Origin of the sequence: Mesorhizobium sp. B2-4-13, assembly GCF_006658535.1 — a bacterium.
Taxonomy (GTDB): domain Bacteria; phylum Pseudomonadota; class Alphaproteobacteria; order Rhizobiales; family Rhizobiaceae; genus Mesorhizobium; species Mesorhizobium australicum.
Window position 1 is genome coordinate 1 of the sequence record NZ_VFVB01000002.1, and the last position, 20,911, is coordinate 20,911.

The 20,911-nt window shown below is 59.9% G+C and carries 22 protein-coding genes and 4 pseudogenes; 12 read left to right on the forward strand and 14 right to left on the reverse strand.

The window, feature by feature from the left end:
* Window positions 1-780 precede the first annotated feature (780 nt).
* Window positions 781-1,104, forward strand: coding sequence for a hypothetical protein (locus FJ936_RS04030; RefSeq protein ID WP_141906148.1), 324 nt, complete (start codon window positions 781-783; stop codon window positions 1,102-1,104).
* Between the two features lie 580 nt (window positions 1,105-1,684).
* Here FJ936_RS04030 and FJ936_RS04035 read toward each other — a convergent pair.
* Window positions 1,685-1,897: a helix-turn-helix transcriptional regulator gene (locus FJ936_RS04035; protein WP_141906149.1), complete on the reverse strand. Its 213-nt coding sequence runs from the start codon at window positions 1,895-1,897 to the stop codon at window positions 1,685-1,687.
* Between the two features lie 246 nt (window positions 1,898-2,143).
* Between FJ936_RS04035 and FJ936_RS04040 the strand changes: the two genes are divergently transcribed.
* The 6 genes and pseudogenes from FJ936_RS04040 to FJ936_RS04055 all read left to right on the forward strand — a co-directional run.
* Window positions 2,144-2,599: a hypothetical protein gene (locus FJ936_RS04040; RefSeq protein ID WP_141906150.1), complete on the forward strand. Its 456-nt coding sequence runs from the start codon at window positions 2,144-2,146 to the stop codon at window positions 2,597-2,599.
* Between the two features lie 358 nt (window positions 2,600-2,957).
* On the forward strand, window positions 2,958-3,563 hold the full coding sequence (locus FJ936_RS30780; RefSeq protein ID WP_246680410.1) for a recombinase family protein: 606 nt from the start codon (window positions 2,958-2,960) through the stop codon (window positions 3,561-3,563).
* Window positions 3,560-3,793 (forward strand): annotated as a pseudogene (locus tag FJ936_RS30785) (recombinase family protein); the annotation flags it as partial. The gene FJ936_RS30780 and the pseudogene FJ936_RS30785, both read left to right, overlap by 4 nt.
* Before the next feature lie 133 nt (window positions 3,794-3,926).
* The gene (locus FJ936_RS30790) at window positions 3,927-4,697 is read left to right on the forward strand and encodes a zinc ribbon domain-containing protein (RefSeq protein WP_246680411.1); all 771 of its coding nucleotides are present in this window, start codon (window positions 3,927-3,929) and stop codon (window positions 4,695-4,697) included.
* Window positions 4,698-4,729: 32 nt separating this feature from the next.
* Window positions 4,730-4,891, forward strand: a pseudogene (locus FJ936_RS30795) (leucine zipper domain-containing protein); the annotation flags it as partial.
* A 43-nt stretch (window positions 4,892-4,934) separates the two neighbouring features.
* A pseudogene (locus tag FJ936_RS04055) lies at window positions 4,935-5,341 on the forward strand (tyrosine-type recombinase/integrase); the annotation flags it as partial.
* 44 nt (window positions 5,342-5,385) lie between these two features.
* Here the strand turns inward: FJ936_RS04055 and FJ936_RS04060 are convergent.
* Window positions 5,386-5,904 (reverse strand): RES family NAD+ phosphorylase, encoded by a 519-nt coding sequence (locus tag FJ936_RS04060; RefSeq protein ID WP_141906151.1) that lies wholly within the window; start codon window positions 5,902-5,904, stop codon window positions 5,386-5,388.
* On the reverse strand, window positions 5,901-6,302 hold the full coding sequence (locus FJ936_RS04065) for an MbcA/ParS/Xre antitoxin family protein (RefSeq protein ID WP_224587772.1): 402 nt from the start codon (window positions 6,300-6,302) through the stop codon (window positions 5,901-5,903). Before FJ936_RS04065 ends, FJ936_RS04060 begins: the two co-directional genes overlap by 4 nt.
* Window positions 6,303-6,441: 139 nt before the next feature.
* On the opposite strand from FJ936_RS04065, the pseudogene FJ936_RS30800 reads away from it, so the two are divergent.
* Window positions 6,442-7,324: pseudogene (locus FJ936_RS30800) on the forward strand (integrase); the annotation flags it as partial.
* On the opposite strand, the gene FJ936_RS04085 reads toward FJ936_RS30800, so the two are convergent.
* Complete coding sequence (locus FJ936_RS04085; protein ID WP_141906154.1) at window positions 7,296-7,640, reverse strand: hypothetical protein; 345 nt, start codon at window positions 7,638-7,640, stop codon at window positions 7,296-7,298. The pseudogene FJ936_RS30800 and the gene FJ936_RS04085 overlap by 29 nt on opposite strands.
* 612 nt (window positions 7,641-8,252) lie before the next feature.
* Here FJ936_RS04085 and FJ936_RS04090 point away from each other — a divergent pair.
* The 4 genes from FJ936_RS04090 (at window position 8,253) to FJ936_RS04100 (ending at window position 11,463) form a co-directional block, all read left to right on the forward strand.
* Window positions 8,253-9,818 (forward strand): recombinase family protein, encoded by a 1,566-nt coding sequence (locus FJ936_RS04090; RefSeq protein ID WP_141906155.1) that lies wholly within the window; start codon window positions 8,253-8,255, stop codon window positions 9,816-9,818.
* Window positions 9,815-10,678 (forward strand): plasmid partitioning protein RepB C-terminal domain-containing protein, encoded by an 864-nt coding sequence (locus FJ936_RS04095; RefSeq protein WP_141906156.1) that lies wholly within the window; start codon window positions 9,815-9,817, stop codon window positions 10,676-10,678. Before FJ936_RS04090 ends, FJ936_RS04095 begins: the two co-directional genes overlap by 4 nt.
* A gap of 141 nt (window positions 10,679-10,819) precedes the next feature.
* Window positions 10,820-11,263, forward strand: coding sequence for a hypothetical protein (locus FJ936_RS30420; RefSeq protein ID WP_181763092.1), 444 nt, complete (start codon window positions 10,820-10,822; stop codon window positions 11,261-11,263).
* Window positions 11,257-11,463: a hypothetical protein gene (locus FJ936_RS04100; protein WP_141906157.1), complete on the forward strand. Its 207-nt coding sequence runs from the start codon at window positions 11,257-11,259 to the stop codon at window positions 11,461-11,463. The genes FJ936_RS30420 and FJ936_RS04100 overlap by 7 nt, the downstream gene beginning before the upstream one ends.
* 244 nt (window positions 11,464-11,707) lie before the next feature.
* On the opposite strand, the gene FJ936_RS04105 is transcribed toward FJ936_RS04100, so the two are convergent.
* The 10 genes from FJ936_RS04105 to FJ936_RS04155 all read right to left on the reverse strand — a co-directional run bounded on the left by FJ936_RS04105 (window position 11,708) and on the right by FJ936_RS04155 (window position 20,833).
* Window positions 11,708-12,427, reverse strand: a complete 720-nt coding sequence (locus FJ936_RS04105) for an SOS response-associated peptidase (protein WP_141906158.1) — start codon at window positions 12,425-12,427, stop codon at window positions 11,708-11,710.
* A gap of 775 nt (window positions 12,428-13,202) precedes the next feature.
* Window positions 13,203-13,451, reverse strand: coding sequence for a hypothetical protein (locus FJ936_RS04110; RefSeq protein WP_141906159.1), 249 nt, complete (start codon window positions 13,449-13,451; stop codon window positions 13,203-13,205).
* Window positions 13,452-13,531: 80 nt separating this feature from the next.
* The gene (locus FJ936_RS04115) at window positions 13,532-13,717 is read right to left on the reverse strand and encodes a DUF768 domain-containing protein (RefSeq protein ID WP_140787307.1); all 186 of its coding nucleotides are present in this window, start codon (window positions 13,715-13,717) and stop codon (window positions 13,532-13,534) included.
* 342 nt (window positions 13,718-14,059) lie between these two features.
* The gene (locus FJ936_RS30425) at window positions 14,060-14,302 is read right to left on the reverse strand and encodes a hypothetical protein (RefSeq protein WP_181763093.1); all 243 of its coding nucleotides are present in this window, start codon (window positions 14,300-14,302) and stop codon (window positions 14,060-14,062) included.
* A gap of 317 nt (window positions 14,303-14,619) precedes the next feature.
* Window positions 14,620-14,721: a hypothetical protein gene (locus FJ936_RS04130; RefSeq protein ID WP_015316558.1), complete on the reverse strand. Its 102-nt coding sequence runs from the start codon at window positions 14,719-14,721 to the stop codon at window positions 14,620-14,622.
* A 727-nt stretch (window positions 14,722-15,448) separates the two neighbouring features.
* Entirely contained in the window at window positions 15,449-16,354 is a 906-nt protein-coding gene (locus FJ936_RS04135) for a LysR substrate-binding domain-containing protein (RefSeq protein WP_224528573.1), read from the reverse strand.
* Window positions 16,355-16,413: 59 nt separating this feature from the next.
* Window positions 16,414-17,874, reverse strand: coding sequence for an argininosuccinate lyase (gene argH, locus FJ936_RS04140; protein WP_348643152.1), 1,461 nt, complete (start codon window positions 17,872-17,874; stop codon window positions 16,414-16,416).
* Window positions 17,810-19,171 carry an MmgE/PrpD family protein gene (locus FJ936_RS04145; RefSeq protein WP_141906161.1) on the reverse strand — a complete coding sequence of 454 codons (1,362 nt, stop codon included), beginning with the start codon at window positions 19,169-19,171 and terminating at the stop codon, window positions 17,810-17,812. Before FJ936_RS04145 ends, argH begins: the two co-directional genes overlap by 65 nt.
* Complete coding sequence (locus tag FJ936_RS04150) at window positions 19,164-20,057, reverse strand: polysaccharide deacetylase family protein (protein WP_141906162.1); 894 nt, start codon at window positions 20,055-20,057, stop codon at window positions 19,164-19,166. The genes FJ936_RS04145 and FJ936_RS04150 overlap by 8 nt, the downstream gene beginning before the upstream one ends.
* Window positions 20,054-20,833, reverse strand: coding sequence for a polysaccharide deacetylase (locus tag FJ936_RS04155; RefSeq protein ID WP_246680412.1), 780 nt, complete (start codon window positions 20,831-20,833; stop codon window positions 20,054-20,056). Before FJ936_RS04155 ends, FJ936_RS04150 begins: the two co-directional genes overlap by 4 nt.
* Between the last annotated feature and the right edge of the window lie 78 nt (window positions 20,834-20,911).

Consider the following 20,911-nt stretch of genomic DNA (forward strand, 5'->3'; position numbering starts at 1 on the left):
GAGATCGTAGCGTAGAGAACAGATTCCTATATTATCATGGCATTGAGGAGAAACGACGATGGATGCCAAGTCTCGCAGAGCACAACCGATTAGGACGGCAAGATAAAAGGCCGCACATTGCGGCTCCGTCGATCGGCTGTTTCTATTTGCTTTTCCGGCGTTCTTCGCACGTTGCGATGCTTTACCGCAACGTGTGATTTTGTTCGATGATATTGGATTCACTAGGAAATTTGCACGTTTTGATCCTAAATGGAGAGCGCGTCCAGGTGTCGCGTCCGTAGGAGGCAATATAAACGCGGCTCGCCGTTTGAACCCCAAAGCCATCAAACTGCCTGGTGTTCCGCCGTACTGTTCGGCCCCGCGTGCCCCGAGGCTTATTCATAAACATTTCAGCGCGAATACCGACACCATGCGCTTCAGGGAAGAACGTGATGAGCTCCAGCGATGCCGTGACAATTGAAGGTCTGCAGCTTGCATCCCTCCACGAATCTAATCTCTTTCTTCGGTGCTATGGGCGAGGTTGCGATCTCATTTCGGCAAGTTGGGCTGGCAATTGATGCCTCGTCGGGACGGCGCCACACGGACCATCGTCCTCGGAGGGATTTCTCTCGATCAACAAGCACAATTGAGGTCTCCATCCGCTATGTCCGCGCTGGTGTCATACATCGCATCCAGTTCGCCCCTCTGAGTGATTTGGGTGCGGCATTCTCCGGGTTGGATAGGGGACTTCGACAATGCGTTGCGGAAGCGCTCGCTCAGTTCCGCTCACATCAAACAAGTATGCTTTCTACGCAGGTAGCAACGTTCCCAGCTAAACAAATAGGCTACTTCAAAGGAGAGCGTTGGTTCTGCAGGCCGCTGGACACCGGCCATAGCGAAATCGCGATCCAGGTCCACGCCTTCGATGAGGTTGACGCGCAGCACGAGGCTTCAGCTCAGCTGGCAAGTTTGCTTGATATTCTCGCTTGCATGACTAACGCCACTTTCAACCAACTGGCGCGAGCGGCGGTGCTTCGCGATCGCAATCTATGGAGGCCAATCGATTTTGCGAAGACGCGGATTGGCTCGAAGATCTTCCCTACCGCGACGGCCGACTGTGTCTAACTGCCACCCACGTTGCCTTTTGTGACAAATTCGTCGAAGGGGTCGTAGCGAGCGAGTCCATCACACGCGCTGCTAGCCTTTTTCACACTGCTTTGAAGCTCTACCATCGGCACGAGCCAGATACCTACGACGTCACAAATGCCCTATTCGTCTCTGCGCTTGAGGCGATTACATTGCCTGCCTCGGACCCATCGGTTTGCGCTTCTTGCGGCCAACTGACTTACAGAATCTCCCAAAGGGTGATTGACGCAGCCGTCCGTCACTTGGGACCCGGTGTCGCACGGTTTTTCAAAGACTATTACAGCCGGCGCTCGAAATATCTGCACACGGGCAGCGTTCGTTACCGACAACCATCTACCGGTAACCTCATTCCACAACTCGACCAAATGGTATTCAAGGTTGTGCAATGCCGCACGTCGCGGGCCAGCCGCTTATGGAGTTTGCCGGATACATTCTCCGGCAGGAGATAAAGCTAGAGGTAATGCGCGAAGCGGCAATCTAGAAGTGAGGTTGGTTCGCCGCCCGCTCGCTACAGCGCTGTTGAGGGCGCGCTCGCGGGCGGCGCAACGGTGGCGGGTGGCTATCTGTTCAGCCGCACCAGCATGTGCGGCTCGACACCCAGCGCGTCTGCGATGCGCCCGAGCACGGTGACACTTGCCGAAACGTCTGCCCGCTCGATTGAGCCGATGTATCTAGCGCTAAGCCCTGCGCGCTCTGCCAACTCTTCCTGCGTCAACCCATTGCTGCTTCTGATCTGACGCAAGTTGGTTGCAAAAACTTCCTTGAGGTCCATTCCCAGAGATAACTCAGGAATGGAACGATCATTCCAGGAACGATAGTTCCTATTCGGCATTCACTATGATATGGAGGAGATGCCTTCCAGCAAACGAAAAGGCTCACCCTCATGGACAGATTCGATAGACAACCCGCATTCGAAAGCCGGTTCGATGACCGAGCACTATACCTTTGGTCTCACCAGCAGCGAGCCCATCACGTCGCGCTCCTACTGTGCCGAATACAGCAACGGCTGGAGAGCCGATTGTTGGTCAATACCGGAATTCCGGTATTGACGGATTTGGTGGCATCGGGCTCCGGAAATAGCATCCGAGCGGCGCAGATCGCGGCCTGGCAGACGGTCGATGGGAGCCCAGCGTTTGCGGTTGCACGTGAAGCGGAAGTGCTCGCCGTGACGGAGGAGTTGAAGCATCTCGACGCAATCCCCGATGTCACGGCGACTTCGCTTGCTGGCGTGGTCGCCAAGCTGGAGATGATCGTTGGAGCAGACAGGGAGATTGACAGCCCAAATGACTTCCCCTGGCCGCAAATCGCGTCAGTGCTTCGGGACATGAAGGCGATCGTTGGAGACATAGGTATGAATCGGCCGGAGAGGGCGACGGTCCGGACTGACGTCGCCAGGCATTGGGAGGCGGCAGCCAAGCTGGTCGCAGCCCTGGAGGAGGAAGATGCCTTGGAGCGGTGCGGCCAAACCGGCTGAACGAAAGCTGATCCGTCAGCGTGCGAATGGTGGTTCTGGCGAATACATAGGTCGTTCCGCTTTGATGGGTTGCTGGGGCATGTTTGGGCCATGTCCCACCCGGCTCGCAAAGCGACCTCTGCGGAACTGTCACGGGTCCGCCTCGGTACATTGCCGATGGACGTGTATGACTACCTACACGCCGAGCCGCGTCCACGCGTTGGCCGACCGGTTCAACACGATCCACGCGAGTGGCGCGTTACCGACAATCTGCCAAAGCCCGTCCCTGTCACTTCCCCGGAAATCGACGCGTTCGAGGCGTGGTTTGGCGACATCTTCGATCACCTTTTCGGAGATCGCCCACAGGGAGACAGTGCTTATGAAGACGGCTTCACAACAGCAGCAGTCTGCAAAGGAATCGCGGGCAGTCCTCTACCTTCGCCTATCGACGGCTCGCCAGGCCGAGCACGACGTCTCCATTCCCGACCAGAGGCGCCAAGGTGAGGCTTATTGCGCCTCTCGTGGCTATGAGCTGGTCAATACCTTTGTCGAGGCAGGCGCATCAGCCACCAATGACAAGCGTCCAGAGTTTCAGCGCATGATCGAGGAAGGCACCTCAAAGCCTTCCCCCTTCAATGTCGTCGTCGTTCATTCCTTCAGCCGATTCTTCCGCGATCACTTTGCGCTTGAGTTCCATGTCAGGCGGCTTGCGAAGAACGGCGTAAGACTTGTGTCGATTACCCAGGAGATGGGTGACGATCCAATGCATGTCATGATGCGCCAGATCATGGCTCTCTTCGATGAGTACCAGTCGAAAGAGAACGCCAAGCATGTGCTCCGCGCCATGAACGAGAATGCCAGGCAGGGCTTCTGGAATGGGCGTTGCCTCCGATCGGCTACCGGATCGTTGCGGCAGAGCAGCGCGGATCGAAGACCAAGAAGAAGCTGGAGGTCGATCCGCTGCACGCCAACACCGTCCGATTGATCTACCGCCTCTTTCTTCAGGGCAATGGAATCTCAGGACCAATGGGCGTCAAATCGATCGCCTGCCATCTGAATGAGAACCGGTTGTTCACACGAGACGGCGGTCTCTGGGGACTGGCGCAAATCCACGCCGTACTAACCCGAACCACCTACACTGGCGAACACCGCTTCAATACGCGCAGCTTTAAGGGCAGGGCAAAGAAGCCGGACGACGAGGTTGTCGTCATGGCGGTGCCGGCAATCATCGAGCGCAAGACCTTCGATGCCGTGCAGGCGCGTCTCAAATCTCGCCATCCAATGGCGACGCCACTCAGGGTCACCACCAGTCCCGTTCTCCTTATTGCGCAAAGTGCGGAGGAGAGCCATGACGCTCAGGACCGGCAAAGGCTGCACTGGCACTATATATCGTTACTACACCTGCTCGACACGCGCCCGCCAGGGCAAGGCCGGTTGCCAGGGCAAATCAATCCCCATGGCCTTTCTGGACGACCTGGTTGCCAATCATCTGGAGAAGCGGCTTCTCAAGCCAGAACGGCTCACCACCATTCTCGAGGCTGTCCTGGGCCGGAGGCAGGAACGCACTGAGCGCCGCCGCGAGCACTTGGGCGAACTGAAGCGGAAGATCACCGAGACCGACCAGCGCCTCAGTCGGCTCTATGACGCCATTGAGGCTGGCGTCACAGACATCAATGATCCTGCTCTCAAGGACCGCATGGCGGGTCTTAAAGCCATCAAGGAACAAGCCACGACAGATGCCGAGCGCATCAAGGCATCGCTCGACAGCACCGGCAACCAGCAAATCACGCCCGAAATGGTCAACACATTCGCCCGTACCGCTCGCGAACGCATGCGCGATCCGCGTGGCGGCTACCGTCGCGATCACCTGCGAGCGTTGGCGCAGCGGATCGAAGTGGCCGAGAAGGAAGTCAGAATCATCGGATCAAAGTCCGAATTGCTCCAAACCCTGGTCGCGGCATCAGGCGAAGAAACGGCGGTGACGGGAGTTCGCAGTTCTGTATGCCCTTCCCGGGAGATGGGTGACAGTTCATTCCGGATAGATGGGTTACACTTTCGGCCCTTTGCAAGGAGAGCAAGGTGCCTTGGAAGGAGTGTAACGTCATGGACGAGCGGCTGAAGTTCGTCGCGCGGCTGCTGGACGGCGAGAAGATGGCCGTGCTTTGCCGTGAGTTCGATATCTCGCGCAAGACCGGCTACAAGATCCTCACGCGCTACAATGATAGCGGCTTGGAGGGGCTGACGGATCGATCGCGCCGGCCCTACCGCCATGCCAATCAGCTTCCGTTTCAAATCGAGAAGCTGATTGTGCGTCTGAAGCAAGACAAGCCGACTTGGGGTGCGCCGAAGATACGCGAGCGGCTGGCGCGAGGTCGAAATCGGCCGCGGCTCGTCCGATGCCACTTGCCCGGTTGTCGCCCGGCAGACCTGCTGAAGCTGGCGCGGATCGCCCATGGTCCCCTCCTCCGGCGCGTCACCGGCCAAGGCAAGACGGTCGGCGCCGAGCGGCTCAACGACCAGGGAGTGGCGCGACTGGTCAAGCGCACCGCTCTGGCCGCTGGTGTCCGCGGCGACCTATCCGAAGGTGATCGCGCGACAAAATTCTCGGGCCACTCGTTGCGCGCTGGCCTTGCTTCCTCGGCCGAGGTTGATGAGCGCTATGTGCAAAAGCAACTAGGACACGCCTCCGCAGAAATGACGCGCCGCTATCAGCGCAAACGCGATCGTTTCCGCGTCAATCTCACCACGGCATCAGGGCTGTAGGCGGCGAAAAGCTCCGCCCCTGCCCTTCGGATGCCTAGACTGCGTTATCGCCAGGACAGCTGGTCCTTCGGCAGCCGGCCGCTCGGGTCGAATACGGTTACCTTGTGCGGCAGATCCGGACCCCAGTTCCAAAGGACGAGGTTGCGATCCTCAATCTCTGCGCCCGGCGCGAAACTTGGGACCACAATGCCGGCAATATTTCGAGGGCGCAACCGGTCGTAAATGGACCAGGACGCCGGGCGCGCTCCGTCGCTGAGAGCCGTTGCCCAGGCGCAGGCCATCTCTTCGAGCGTCACAGAAAACTCTTCCCTCCCCTCTTGCGTTGTCAGATCCGCAATGTCGTCACAATCGATCTCATAGGAGCAAAGCACGCACGGATCGATACGCTGTGCGAAGCCCTGGTTGGCTTCCTTGATCGCAGTCATGATGGTCAGTGCCAGATAGAGTGCCGGCACGCCTTTTGGATTGAATCGGGCGCCTCGGCTCGCCGCTCCTTCGCCGGAAGTCGGCTTGAATGCCCAACGTGGATCGTGTGCGCGGTAGCAGGTTCTGACGAACTTCACGCAAACCCGCCAACGGCCATGTGATCGAGATAATCACGGACCGCTGCTGCCTTGCCGTCCTTCACCAGCGCCTCAGCGGTGCGTCCCCCAAACGCTGGAAGCGGCTGAGCCCGGTACCAAGCCATCGCCTGCTCCTTGCCGCCCGCCCAATCCGTCACGCGGCTGATGATCTCGAGCATTTCCCGTAGACGCCCCTGGGTCTTTACCGTGGCGCTACGCTCTGATCGATAAAGGGTCTCGCGCGCAAGACCGGCGGTCTGGGCTAACTGGCCTTTGGACATGCCAAAACCGTCCGCGACCTGCTCGATCGCAATCTTCCCGTTCCGGTCCATATAGGACAAGATGAGAGGTCCGTTCTGCTCGGGTATCTTGAGTGCATGGGCCACGATATTCACCATACCATATCGAGAGTCATATTTCCTGTGCAAAAGATATGGCAGTTCTCGACAACTTTCAAGGACTGAACCAATTCAAGCTGTTGCAACGCCTAGCGCGCGCGGATCAAGCCGACGTGCGCGGTCGAGGCAGCAAGTTCGACGTCGCGCCGAAGCCGCCGACTGGAAGGAGTTTCGTGCCTGCTGTCGGCGTCAGTCGTTTGATCCGCTGCCGCCAGACCCACAGATCGTCGGCCTCGACATCACGGCCAAGCCTCGGGATCGGCCAGGGACAAAAAGTCGGTGCCGACCATCAACCCCGGCTGTGTCGTCGCTGACCTGGACTATACACAACGCGGTCAACTGCTCGACCGGAACGACGGGGCAGCGCCACCGTGCTCGTCGGCATCCGTAACAAACACGCCTCCCCGCCCGTCAAGGCAAGCCATCCTGCGCGAGGATCTTCTCGCTCTGGAAACGCTCGACGGCAGCATGCTGCGCGCTCTGCGCGACCGCGCCATGCTGTGTTTGGGCTCCGCTGGTGGCTGCGCCGCTCCGGAATCGTCGGCCTTGATGTTGCGCGAGGATGGGCGCGGCTAGATCGACGTTTGCCCGTGCAAGGGCGTGCTGGTTACGTTGCGAGGCAAGACCGGCTGGCGCGAGGTCGAAATTGGTCGTGGCTCGTCCGACGCCGCCTGCCCTGTTGTCGCCCTGTAGGCTTGGCTGAAGCTGGCCCGTATTGCGCATGGCCCCCTCTTCCGGCGCGTCACCGGTCATGGCAAAACAATGGCGCCGAGCAGCTGAACGCTCAGCAGGTGGGGCGGCCGGTCAAACGCGCGGCCTTGCCGCCGGTGCGCGCGGGATCTTTCCGAGCGCGGCCAAAAGCGTTTTCTGGCCATCGGCTGCGCGCAGGCCTCGCGTCCTCGGCCGAGATTGATGAACGCCATGTGCAAACGCAGCTAGCCACGCCAGCGCCGAGATGACCCGCAAGTACCAGCGGCGTCGCGATCGTTCGGATTAACCGCACCAAGGCATCCGGGCTCTGAAAGACCGCTCTCGATTGTTCGCTGCCGTGAGGCGGTCAAGTGCTTGAGGTGATGACAACACGTCGTCGAGCAAAGCAATCGCTGCGACCAGACTGTCGGCGGCCGACGCTTCGTAGCCAGGCATTATCATCAGTTGCGCAATGGCGCGACTGACGAATTCCGGGTTGGGCTTTTCCATTGGCTCTTTGGTGCGAGCGACCTGTTCGGGAAGCGCGCGTGGGGCGTTGAGGTTCTCGCCCAATTGCGACTGGCCTGCAGCGGCCATATCGAAGATGTCGCGCGGGTTGGCTTGCGATCCGCGGTAATAGACCTTCAAGACGCACCGTCCTGCCTTCCACCACACGGGTTCGAACGGGCATCGTTGTCAGCGCTCCGGCAACGATGAAGTCAATCTCGCCTCAAGGGCGAACTTCTGAAACCGAAGCCAGTTCCCAGATAATCAGATGGCAGTAGCTGCTTGCAGGCGAAATCAGTGGACTCGTCCTCCGTCTACCCGTCAGCGATGAGACGTCGAGTCAGGCCGACCAGCACGCGTTCTTCGCCCCTCCCTGTTGAGATCTTGCATGACCAAGCAAACGCGTCCGCCTCCCTAACCCGCGTCGGGCCTTGTCTGCCACACTTCAGTTGTCCGCGGACAACCGCCTGTCCGTCCAAGGGCTAGTCGCGTTTGAGGCACGTATTCCGGTGTCAGTTTCGTTCTGGAACGCTATCAGCGCACGCTGTCTGGCTACTTCCCCGATACGGCGGTCAAGTGTAGTTGCGGCCGAACGGGGGACGGGCTCTCACGAAGTGAGTCAGGGTTTCCCATGAGTTGAAAGCCATGGTTTTCAAAGCGCGAAGCCAGCCGGACGGACGATTCGATTAAACTGGAGTGGAATTGCTATGCGCTGAGCGCTAGGATTGACAATCGTCCCAATGGTGCAAGGCGATGGACAAGGTTGCTGCGGCCCGCGAACCTCCTAAGGAGAGGAGAAGGGTTCGCGCGGCTCAATATGTACGAATGTCCACCGAGCACCAGACTTATTCCCTTGAGAATCAGAAGGATGCAATCCGCAGTTATGCCGAGGTCATGGCGTACGACATCGTCGCCACCTATGAAGATCCCGGCCGTAGCGGGTTGCACATACAAGGCCGACCCGGCCTCAAGAAGCTGCTATTCGACATTGAACACGGACTCGCCGACTACGAGACGGTCGTCGTCTACGACGTGAGCAGATGGGGCCGGTTCCAAAGCGTCGATGAAAGCGCTTCCTACGAATATCGATGTCAGATGGCGGGTGTACGGATCGAGTTTTGCGCCGAGCAATTCGCGAATGATGGCACCGTCGGATCCGATGTACTCAAGGCCATAAAGCGCAGCATGGCTGCAGAGTACAGCCGGATGTTGTCACAGAGGGTCTTTTTGGGCCAGGTGAGGATGGCCCGCATGGGCTTCCACGTAGGCGGCATGCAGGGGCTCGGACTAAGGCGTCTGATGGTTGACCAGTTCGGACAGCCCAAACTCATCCTCGCCCGCTACGAACACAAGAACTTCCAGACAGACCGGGTGATCATCGTACCGGGGCCACCGGAAGAGATAGCTACTGTTCGATTGATCTTTCGCCTTTTCGTCAGGTCACGCAAGAACGAACCTCAAATCGCGAAATACCTGAATGCCCGGGGGATCCTGAACGACTTCGGCAGGCCTTGGAAGGCCTATGGCGTGCGCCGTGTCCTGACCAATGAGAAATATATCGGCAACAACGTTTGGAATAGACGCTGCACCAAGCTCAAAACCAAGGCTGTGTACAATCCTCCGGATCAATGGGTCAGGGCGGACAACGCCTTTGAACCTATCATCAGTCGCGAACTATTCGACAAAGCACAGCAGATGTTAAAAGCGCTCTACCTTCACATGAGCGATGACGAGATGCTGTCAGCCCTACGAAAACTCTACAAACGGCATGGGAAACTGTCGTCCGACATCATTAACGCAGCGCCCGGATGCCCTTCGGCCTATCGCTACAGCGCGCATTTCGGGGGCCTGCTCGGTGCATACAAGCTGATCGGTTGCCTGCCGCCCAGAAAGTTTCATTTCATCGAGATTGACAGGCGCCTCACGGCTATCCGCCATCGCGTTATGGAAGACCTGCTCGTCGCGGTCGACAAGGCAGGCGGCCGCGCTTCCCAGGCTCCTGAAACGGAGCTCATCCGCATCAATGGCGAGGTGACCGTAGCGCTCGCAATCGCCAGGTGTCGCGTTTCGCATTGTGCATATCCCCGCTGGTCTTCGAGGGCGGTGCGAGAGGCCATGGCGGATATTTTCGTCTTGATCCGCATGCAGCCGGGCAATCTGATCATTCGCGATTACCTGATCGCTCCGATGCATGAAATCGTGGGGTTCAAAGGAGATTTCCATGTCAACAATGGAATGAAGCTGGATGCGTTTCTTTTCCGATCACTAGATCCGCTCGTTGCGCTGGCTGAGCGAGCATTCGTAGGGAACGCCGCATGAAGGTGCGCCGCGTAGTTTTAGGCTTGGAAGCCGCCGACCTCATTTTGCAAAATAACCGCACAAGACACGCAGCGCTTTTGGAAAAGATGCACGAGCCCAACAGATGGTTCACCGGTCCATGGCTGTGCAAAACCTATCATGCTGAATGCCAAAGAACGCGGGACATGATCGCCGAAGCGAGTATCTCTCGGCATCTGGTGGAAACGATCACAGAGGTGTTTCGATATCCGATTAAGCAGGACTCGTTCCGTCGCCTGCTCTCGGTCGAAAGCCTGGCCTCTGTGCCGAAGGCCCTGACCGAAGGGCCTACGTTGAACCTGCTCGCGGAGAGTTCAGCGCCAAGGCCGTTGGTCAATGGAGTTTCTCCCGAGGCTCTTGATCTTTTGCAGGATTGGAATGTGCCTCCACAGGTCTTCGCGTCCTTGCGCAAGATGGTTCCGGAAAGGCAGCGCAAAGCGGCAAGGCTCATGATCGCCCTGAAGAGAGTGGGCTTCCACTATGCGCAACTCCTCTCAACGCTCACTCCGGCGTCGCAGTTGGCGGATCCCTCCGTGCCGAGAAAGAAGTTTGTCGGGGTGACAGCCGACCAGCTGGCCGTCATGGAAGCTGAGTTTGATTTGCTGAACGAAGAATTTCTGTACTGCGCAAGCCTTCGTGGCACCTGGGCGCTGGAGTTGATGGTGGCAAGGCTCTATCTCGACCGGCTGATGGAAAACGCGCGGGTGGTCAGACACCTTGCGCGGGATTTCCCGGAGCAGCTCGGGAGGTTCCAATCGATACTGGACACTCCAGCGGGTGGGGAAGCTTTAACGAGCCAACCGGTAAAAACCGGACCAAGGCGCACGCATTTCGTCTTTTGAGCTGGCGCCTTCGGGCAAGATGCAGCCCGCTACGTATTGACGTTCACAATTGACACAAATTGGGAAGGCGGTTTCGAGACACCCTTCGCCCATTCGATCTGGGCAGCTACTCCGATGGCAGCGAGCTTGTGGAGCGTGATCTTGATCGATTCACCGGTTGCAGTCGAATTTCAGCTTCAAAGGATCAACGCCGCCGCCATAGACCATCATGAGATCGGCCGATCTGCAGTAGCGGACGTTGCCGCAACTGCATTCCACCTTCACAAGCATATTGTGCCGGGTCGCCTTCCCCAGCGTGTCGATCGGGTCGTGCGCCACGAGAACAGAAAAGGAACAAATTCCTTGCCCGTCCAGCGGCCTTATGGAATCTTTGCGCAGATGAGCGACGAACCAATCAGGCTTCCCGACGCCATAACGCCCGTGTCGCGCGAGCGCGCCAGAGTGCTAGGGCACCTGTGCGAGCACACGGGTTGCGCGAAGCACGGAGGGTTCGGCTTTGCTCGGCATCGCAAGAGCCGCATTGGTTCTGCTTCGAGCACCGGGATGATGGCGAACGCTATCTCTGAAGGAGGAAACCCATGGTAGATAGACCACCGTATATGCCCACAGGAATTGGCATTGGCATGCTGGGTGATGACGAAACGAAGATCGGCGTCCTGATTTTCGAGACGGCGGAAGGCAATTTCGATTTCGCCATCAACCAACAGGCGGTCGAAGTCATTCGGCAGGCGCTCAGCAAGATCGAGACGCACCTGACGAAGGGGAAAATCTTGAACCTCGATTAGCCGGTGAAACTATTCTATGCCGCTGACGTTCTTGCCGTCTCAGGGTAGGCGGGCAGGTGGTGCTTGGCAGGATTCAGGAAGTTCGGGTGTCGGCAATGTCTCGGCGCCGGCAAGGTTTTTCAATGCGCGAAGTGGCTGAGCTCAAACGGCACTTGTTGCCCGCGCGGAGTGCACCGAGCCGGGTGCAAAGGGTCTACGATCAGATGCCCTATGTGTCGTGGCAGCGGCCTACAAAGTCCGGAAACTATACGTCGAACAGATCAGTAGGCCCGCGACCGATCTCGTCGATGATATCGGGGGTGTTGTTGCGCGGCGAACCCACCTTGCTGTCGATCGGCCACATCTTCATCAGATCGGACGGAAAAGGCTTCATCAGGTCGCGAGGGTCTTGCTCCGGCCCAAGCCAGCGCATGTAGTCGGCCGGCGCCAGGATCACCGGCATGCGGTCGTGGATGGTCGCCATAAGCGAATTCGGTTCGCAGGTGGCAATGGCAAAGGTCCGCACCAGCTCGCCGGTGACCTTGTCGGCATACTCTTCCCAGATGCCCGCCATGGCGAAGGGCTCATCAGACTTCATCGCGATGGCGTAGGGCTGCTTTTTCTTCCCCGACGCGTCCAGCTTCTGCCATTCGAAATAGCCGTCGACGGGCACCAGGCAGCGGCGCGCATTGTAAGCCTTGCGGAACAAGCCATTGCTGGCGACGGTCTCGCAGCGGGCGTTGACAGGTGGCGGCCGCCCGCCACCATCCCGAGCCCAACCGGGGACCAGTCCCCAGCGCGCCGAGACGAATCCGGCCATGCTGGTCGAGAGCTCTTCACGAATGATGATCGGATAGGTCAGGCTTGGCGCACCGTTCCACAGCGGGAAGCTGTTGCCCAGCCGTTCGACCTCGCCAGGGTGGGCGAATTCGAACCGACGAACCATGTCGGGGATTGTGGTCTTTACGAAAACGCGTCCGCACATGCACCAGAGATAAGTATCCGAAAAGCAAGAGTCTACTTCGGGACGGCCGTTCGATCGCGCCACCCTCCCGATTGCTGACAGCCTCCGCCATGACGGCAAAGACGCGTCGGCCGATCGGTTCGCTTCGCAATCGGCCTAGGAATCGCTATAGGTCACGCCGTAGCAGGTTGATCCGCTCGTATTTGCACTCATGCTAATACTAAGCCATGATCCCTTTCTGCCGGTGGGGGATCGCCGGCATGGCCCGGCTGACGGCCCCCAAAGCCCTAAGTATACCCCCGGCAGCCGGGCCGCCCACATCAATTGCTTGACAAAGGCGAGATGGTCGCGCGCGGCGCTGGTGTGAGGCTGAAAGCGAGGTGGCGGCGGGACATACAGTGGCGGCTAGTAAAACCCTCTGCCTACTGGTGAGCGGGCAGCGGGCCTTTAGTTTCGGTAGTGGAGGCCCACCGGGCTGCAAAATGTGCCGTTCGCAGCCGGCCCCGATGGTTAGCCGCCTTTGCACGGATCAACGACTTACTGATTCGTAAGGAACATCCCGACGTCAGCGACGTTTGCGCGGATGGCTCTCGTTACCGGGTTCGCATCCGCAGTGGTGGTTCTTTTTGTCGTCCTGCTATTCACGCACGCAGCCCGAGACCTTCATAGCTCGCCAATCTATCACAGGCTGTGTCGCCGACTGCGCCGAGCCCGTTAGCGCTTCATCGGCTTAGGGGTGATCTCCTCGGTTGCCGGCCCCAGGCCAAGCACACCCCCGGCAACTGGGCCGTCCACATCAATCGCTTGAGGAAGGCGCAGGCCGCACAGGCCCGGTGGTATTCCACTGGATGAACTCGACTTCCTTCCCCGTCACTTCCCGCACGGACTTCAACAGCGCATCATGCAGGGTGCGCGTGGCACGGTAGTGCTCGCAGTGTGGCGATATAAACGGCTTTATGATGCTTTTGTGCAGCGCTTCCGCCGCCATGAGAAAGCGCTCGATTTCAGCCTGGGAAAGCTGTTTTGATGGTTTGGACCTAGCCATTGGCAAACTCCGTTTTAGGGGGTTCGCCGCAACAGGGAGGATTATATTCCCCTTCTTTGAATAGTTGGCAAGCCCTATCGTCAATCGGCCAAGCTGGCATCGCGGTGCTGCATCGCCTCCAGAATGACTTCGAAGGCGCTGCCGACTTCGTCGGTGATCTCCGCCGGGTCGATGCCGTCGCGCTCGGCCGCTCGCATCGCCTCATTGGCGAGGTCGCTCGCCGCGATCGGATCGTCCGTGATCGCATTCGGCAGATGCTCTGCCATTCACCGGTCGAGGAAATTGGTGCCGCGTGTGCTCATGTGGCCCTCATCCGAACAATGTAAGCGAAGGTCCGCTTCTCGCCCTTCAACTCCGTGACACGTAGCCAGTTTTCTTCCTGGCGCCGGAACGTGACAGGCATCCCAACCTGTGCCTCCGCCGCTTTGAAAGGCAACTGTGCTGTGACTATGCTCGATGACATAGCCGATCCGGCGGCCATGACCTCAACCCGATACTGCGGCACCCGATCTCGCCGCGATTGTTCCGCAACCGCGATTCAATCAGCTTGCGCTAAAATAGTTCCGGAACGTTTGACAAGGCCGGATGTTGCCACCCGCATGACAAAGCTATCTGACCTTGGCCCTCCGGTTCCCGGCAAACTGCATGGAGGGCAGCATATTGAAGAGCATCTTCACTTCTACAACTGCCCGCACTGCGGTCAGCGGGTCGATCAACGCGATCTGCGGCAAGTCTTCGGCATGAACGGCCTGGTCATGAACCGCTGGAGCCGGAGCCTGAGGCGAAGGCGATCGAATTTCCAAAGCGGAATGAGAAAAACCCGCCGGCGTGAGCCAGCGGGTCTTGAACACATTCGGCTGATCTCAGGGGACCGGTGGCGGTGGCGGCGGTATCGATGGACCGGGGCCAGCCGTTACAAACGAAAGTCGTTCGCGCTTGGTCAGAACGGGCTTCTCGTAAGTTTTCATCGCGCAGATCACGTCTTGCTCAGGCCAGATACGATGACCACCTGGGCTGCGATGCTGCCCAGGCGCTCGCGTTTTTTCAGTTCTGGCTTTTCGTATGTCTTCTTCACAGTGGTGCTCCTCGCTTTACCCTCGGGAGGGAAAGTGCCTTGCGTCCGTGCTGTCTGTCAACAGCAAGCATGCCCTGTTCGGGGCAAGCTGATCTATTCTTTTAGCACCGGCACGGAAGGGCCGGGGCCGATCGCCGTGACTGCCGAGAGACGTTCACGCTTGGTGAGAACAGGCTTATAATAGGTTTTCTTCATGTGGGTGTTCCCCTCGCTTTACCCTCGGCGGCGAAATAGCGCGGCCGTTGCTGTTGCGGCCAACAACGGCTACGGCGGGGGATATTACCGCCCACCTCGCACACGGCCTACGGCGTGGCCTGGGATCAATTCTATGAACAGAACTATGCGCTAATGTGGCGGTGCCGGGACAAGGCCACCGGCCGGTTCGTCGACGACTTCTATTGCAATGGGAGCCCATGATCGACAGCACTTGGCCAGGGTGGTCGGCGTAGGGGACTGCTATGGATCGATCTCGCTACGACAATCAATCCAAACAATGGCGCAAGCGGCAAGGCGCACAGCGGCGGCGGGCGCGTCTGCTGGCAGGCGCGCCGAAACGGCTGGTCCTCTGGACGGTTGCCGCAGTCGCCGCACTGACCGCGCAGTTCGTCATGCAGCGCGGCGGTGATATGCCCGATGTCAATCTATCGAACTTGATCGGCCTAAAGCCGGATTCGGATCGCTGGGGTCGCGTCCGTCATAGATGGCGACACAGCCACCATCTCCGTCGACCTGCAGGGTTCCGGCCCAGATGAGCGACCGGTCGCTCCGCCGTTCGGTCCGGCGCATAGACATAGGTGACGCCGGTGGGTCGCTCCCGTCCCATGTTCGGTACCGGGGGCGCCTCGACGCGCGCGGTCGACGATCTCATCAACGCCGCGGACAAGAGCGGGGCCGGCAGTGCCGCACCGATGCTGCAGGGATTTTACGTTGGCCGCTCCCTTACCAACCAGTTTAGCAGGTCGGACACGCGTGCTTTGGCGTCCTCTCGCGCCGGGCAGATCGCGTAGTAGCCATAGCCGCTTTCGATGATGCGCCGAAAGGGGGTGACAAGCGTGCCACTTTCCAGATCCTGTCGTGCAAGATGCATGTCGCCCATCGTGACGCCATAACCGCTTGCCGCTGCCGTCATCGCGAAATCCTGGGTGTCGAATATCTGGTTGCGCACCGCCGTCAGCTCATAGGCGCCCTCGGCCTGCAGCCACAGCGTCCAGTCGCTCTGTCGCGCATTGGAGTGCAGCAGCACGCAGTCGGCCAGGCTTTCGATCCGCGCTGGGTTGCCAAGCGAGGTGGCAAACGAGGGCGAGCACATCGGGGTCAGTTTTTCGGGCAAAAGCAATTCGACATGCATGCCCGGCCAATGGCCGTTGCCATAGAGGACCAGCAGGTCGATGTCGCCGGTCCCGAAGGTCGGGCGGGCGAACCAGGCAGTGTCGATCGTGATGTTCAGATCCGGATGGCGACCATGAAGGTCCGTCAGTCGAGGCAGAAGCCAGCGCCGGGCGAAGGTCGGCGGCATGCGCACCGTGAGCGACCGCCCCCTGGTCCGTGTTGCTTCAAAGGAGTTGCGCAGCGAGATAAGCAATCCGTTGACGATGGGAACGATCGCCTCTCCTTGCTCCGTCAGCACCACTTTGCGCGTGTGGCGCTGGAACAGGCTGCAGCCGAAGTAATGCTCGAGCTGCTGTATTTGGCGGCTGATGGCGCTCTGGCTGAGATTGAGCTCGGAGGCAGCCAGCGTGAAGCTTCCGGTTTCCGCGACGACGGAAAAGGTCTGCAATGTCTGCAGCGGCGGCAACCGATTCTGTTGGAACGCCAGTTTCAAAACCATTCTCCGCGATGGACCCGTCATTAAACAGGCGTTCTCGCGGAGGTAAATAGCTCGCCTAATTACCCGAGCATGACCCGCAGTTCGGCCGCGGCGCGGCGAACCTGCACGGGTGCGGTGCCGCCGCGATGGTTGCGGCTGGCAACGGAGCCTTCCGTCGTCAGGGCATCCACCACGTCCTCCGAGATAATGGGAGCAAAAGCCTGCATGGCAGCAAGCGGCATCGCGGAAAGTGTAGCGTAACCCTGGTCTCGTGCCGCGCCCACGATCGCGGCCACCGCATGGTGGGCATCCCGGAAGGACATGCCGGCGCGCACGAGATAATCTGCGAGGTCTGTCGCCGTCGAATAGCCTTTTTCCGCAGCCGCGCGCATGTTGGCGGCCTTGACCTTAATCGTCGGCAGCATCTGCGTCGTGACGGTAACCGCGCCACGCACATTCTCCAACGTATCGGTCAGCGGCGGCTTGGATTCCTGCTGGTCCTTGTTGAAGGCGAGAGGCTGAGATTTCATCAGGGCCACCGACGTCGTCAGGTTGCCGATAACACGCGCGGCCTTGCCACGGACAAGCTCGGCAAGATCAGGATTGCGCTTCTGCGGCATGATCGACGAGCCGGTGCAGAACTGATCGCCGAGCTCAATGAAATCGACCATTGGCGTACACCACAGGATGACCTCCTCGGCAAAGCGCGACAGGTGGCCCATGATGACTGCCCCGGCCGAGCAGATATCGACCACGTAATCGCGATCGGACACCGCGTCGAGCGAATTGCGGAAGGCGCGCGAAAAACCGAGTTCCTGCGCGCTGAAATCAGGATCAATGGGATAGCTTGTTCCCGCGAGCGCCGCGGCGCCCAGCGGTGACACATTGAGGCGCTCGCGCGCCTGGCCAATGCGCTCGAGATCGCGGCTGAACATCTCCGCATAAGCCATCAAGTGATGGCCGAACGTAACCGGTTGCGCGATCTGAAGGTGGGTGAAGCCCGGCATGATCGTAGCCGCATGGGGTTCCGCGAGATCGACGAAGGCGAGGATAAGCGCCTGCAACTCAAGGCCGAGCGCTGCGAGTTCGGCTCGTGCATAAAGGCGAATATCCGTCGCGACCTGGTCATTGCGCGAGCGGGCGGTGTGAAGCTTCTTGCCGGCGTCGCCGACCAGCGCCGTCAGGCGGCTTTCGACGTTCATGTGGACGTCCTCGAGCTCCTTCCTCCACGCAAAAGCACCGGATCCGATTTCCCCAGCGATCGTGTCGAGACCGACCTGGATGGCATCGTGGTCCGTGGGCGTCAGGACGCCTGCGCGCATTAGCATCCGGGCATGAACCTTGGAGGCGGCGACGTCATAGATGGCGATGCGCTTGTCCTGGTCGAGGCATTCGTGAAAGTCGCGAAAGTCGGTCGAGACTGCCTCCTTGAAGAGGGGCGACCATGTTGCGTTCGAAAGTGCGGACATTGTCATCTCACGGTTGGAGCAGGTTGGTGAAAGGGCGGACATCGGCGACGGCATCGATGCCGAGGATCTCATCGCGGAGCGCGGCAATGCGAGTTTCCGGCAGCACTGCGCCGGCAAGGTCGGTGTATTTGGCAATGATGCGTTCATCGCTCAGCGGATTGAGCGGTCCGCCGAGCGGATCTTCCACCTTGGCCGAGAACGCGCTCCCATCAGGGGTACGGATATGCACGGACGGCTCTTCCTCATCGCGCATCGCCTGGTCGACGCGAACCGTCACACGGTCCAGCCATTTGCCGATCGCTGGATCACGCCAGGCTTTCTCCTCGAGCTCGGCCAACGAGACCTTGCCGTAATGCAGCCGCGCCGCGACCGCATAAGGCAGGCTCATCTGCGCCTGCGCTCGCGAGGTTACAGTCTTGTGGCCGCACATGCCGAACTGGAAGCCGCTCATCTCGACGGAGACCGAAGCGACATCCGAACTCGCCAGCCCGTTGTCCCCGAGCATCAAATCGATGGCGTCGATGGCTGAATGCGTGCCGCGGCACGTCGCGTGCGGCTTGATTGAGCAGCGGTTGAGCCGCCAGTTCTGGCCGAAATCGCGACTGAGCTCTTCCGGCGCCGCCCGCCCGTCACCGAAGGTTCGGAAAAATCCGCCCCAAACATCGTCGAAAGCCGAAATTGGCCCGCGAAAACCGGACCGAGCGAGCCGGGCCGAAACGTAGCCGCCCTCCGCGGCACGGCCGGCGTGAAGCTTCTTGGCAGGGCCGCCATCATGGATGAAGGCCCAGGTCCCGCCCGAATAGGAGAGCGCGCAGCCTAGCGCCGAGGCTATGCCGTCTCGATCCAGCCCCAACAGTGTCGCCACGGCCGCCGCAGCGCCGAAGGTCCCGCAGGTGCCAGTAGAATGCCAGCCTTTGCCGTTGTGGGTTTCATAGCCGCCGCAGGCCTCCAGGACGCGGCGTCCCACCTCATACCCAAGCAGCACCGATTTGAGGAACAGGCGACCGTCCACCGCCCGTCCGGTCGTCTCGAGTGCTGCGATGACGGCCGGCAGGACGACGGCGCCGGAGTGGTCGCAGCCGCCGGAGTCGTCCAGTTCGAAGGCATGCGCGGACACGCCGTTGATGAAGGCGGCGGTGCGGGCGTCGGTCTTGAGCGGCAGTCCCCAGGCGCTCGCCTCGCCTTTGTCGCCCTTCAACTCAAGTGCGTCGACCGCGAGCTTCGTCTCGAGGGATGTCGCGCCCGCGATCGACACGCCCACCGTATCCAGAATATGGAGCTTGGCTTTTCGCACCGTGTTTTCAGGAAAGTCCGAAAAGTCCGTGGCAGCGAGTTTGTCGGCAAGTGCAGTCAGAATGGTTTCAGTCATTGACGCCCTGCTCCTTGCGGTAGGCGTCGAAGACCTGGATCGGATGATCATTCGCAACGGTCGAGCCAAGCGCCTTCTGGCGCTCCGCTATCTCGGCGCCAGTCGCCAGCCACACATCGTCGAAGCTGAGGATGTGACGCAGCAGGTCCTCGACAAGCGAGATGCGCCCAGGTGTTCCGCTCCATTCCGGTCGAAGCTGGATAACGTAGCAGAGGCCGAAGCGGCGATATGCGTCGAACTCGGCGACCCAGTTGTGAAGGACGCCTTCGTAGTCGGGTATCCGGCCCTGCCCCTTCGGAAAGGCGGGCGCGAAATTGAACTGGAAATAGGGCCGGTCTTCCAGCTCGATGTGAACCGGAATTGCCACAAGGCCGGACGGATGAGTGTAGGGCACGTCGTCGCCATTGAGGCTGGCCGACCAACTGTAGCCCGCCTCCATCAGAAGTCTGTCGAACCCTGGGGGCCAATTGCCCTGCGGCAGGCGAAACCCGGTTGTGTGCCTCCCCGCCAGCGTTTCCAGTGCGTCTTTCGAGCGCTTGAGGCTGTCGAGCAACCGGGCAGGCGTGAGCGCATCGTAGCGATCGAAGGCAAGACCGCTGCTTGCGATCTCGTGCCCCGCATAGGCGATCCGACGCACCAGGTCGCCATGGCGATCCGCCGTTTGGGCGTCCAGGAACCAGCTTGCCTTGACGCTCGATGTGGCGAATGTCCGGCAAAGCCGTTCGACGCCACGGGTCGCGCCGAATTGCCAGACCGACAGGCTCTTCGATCTGTTGGCAAGATCGGGAGCGGCGGCTATCGCGTCGGCTCCGTCGTCGAACGGCACCGCGATCATCACGGCGCAGTTTTTGCCCTTGGGCCAGATTGTAGGCTGTGGCGTGGTCATGGCGTCGGCTTTCGATTGTCGGCCTCGGACCAGCGTTCGATCCACCAATGGGCGATGTCGCCTAGACGGGCCGTCCAGACGCTGTCGCCTTTGCTGGCGATCACCTTGAACAGGCCTTCGAGAATGGAAAGACGCCCTGGCTTGGCGCATACCTTCGGATGCAGGATCGTCGTCCAGCACAGCCCTTCGCGGTGATAGCCTTCGAACTCCGCGCACCAGTTGCGCTCCACGACGCGGTAGTCTGCAATCCGGTCAAGCCCGATGGGGAAATCCGGCGTCTCCGTGTAGGCAAGCGCGGTGTAGTCGTCGATGTCCCAGCGCGCCGGGACTTCAACGAGCCCGGGACCCTCATCGGAAGGATGGAAGTAGGGGCGGTCGTCGCCGCGCATGGAACTCGAGTAGATGACGCCGAAATCCTGGAGAAGCGCCACCGTTTCGTGGCTCCAATCGCCCGATGGTGTTCTGAACCCGATAGGGGTCACGCCGAGCCGGTCGCGAAAAATCCGGCGCGACCGCGCCATCACGTCCAGTTGCTGCTCCGCCGTGAGGTCAATGAATACCTCGTGGCGGTGACCGTGATAGCCAACCTCGTGCCCGCCGGCCACGATGCGCTCGCACCGGTCGGTCCAGTGCTCCACAACCCAGGTTGGGATAAAGAAGGTGGCCCTGAGGCCATAGGCCGCGAGCAGGTCGAGTAATCTCGGCAGCGCGCGCCATGGGCCATAGGCGCCCTGCGTGAAATAGCGCGGGTTGCAAAGCAGCGATCCGTCGAGCATCGCGTCTCCCGTCGGCCCATCGACGTCGAAAGCGAGACCGACTGCGGATTGTCTTCCGGCTGGCCAAAGCGAACCGAT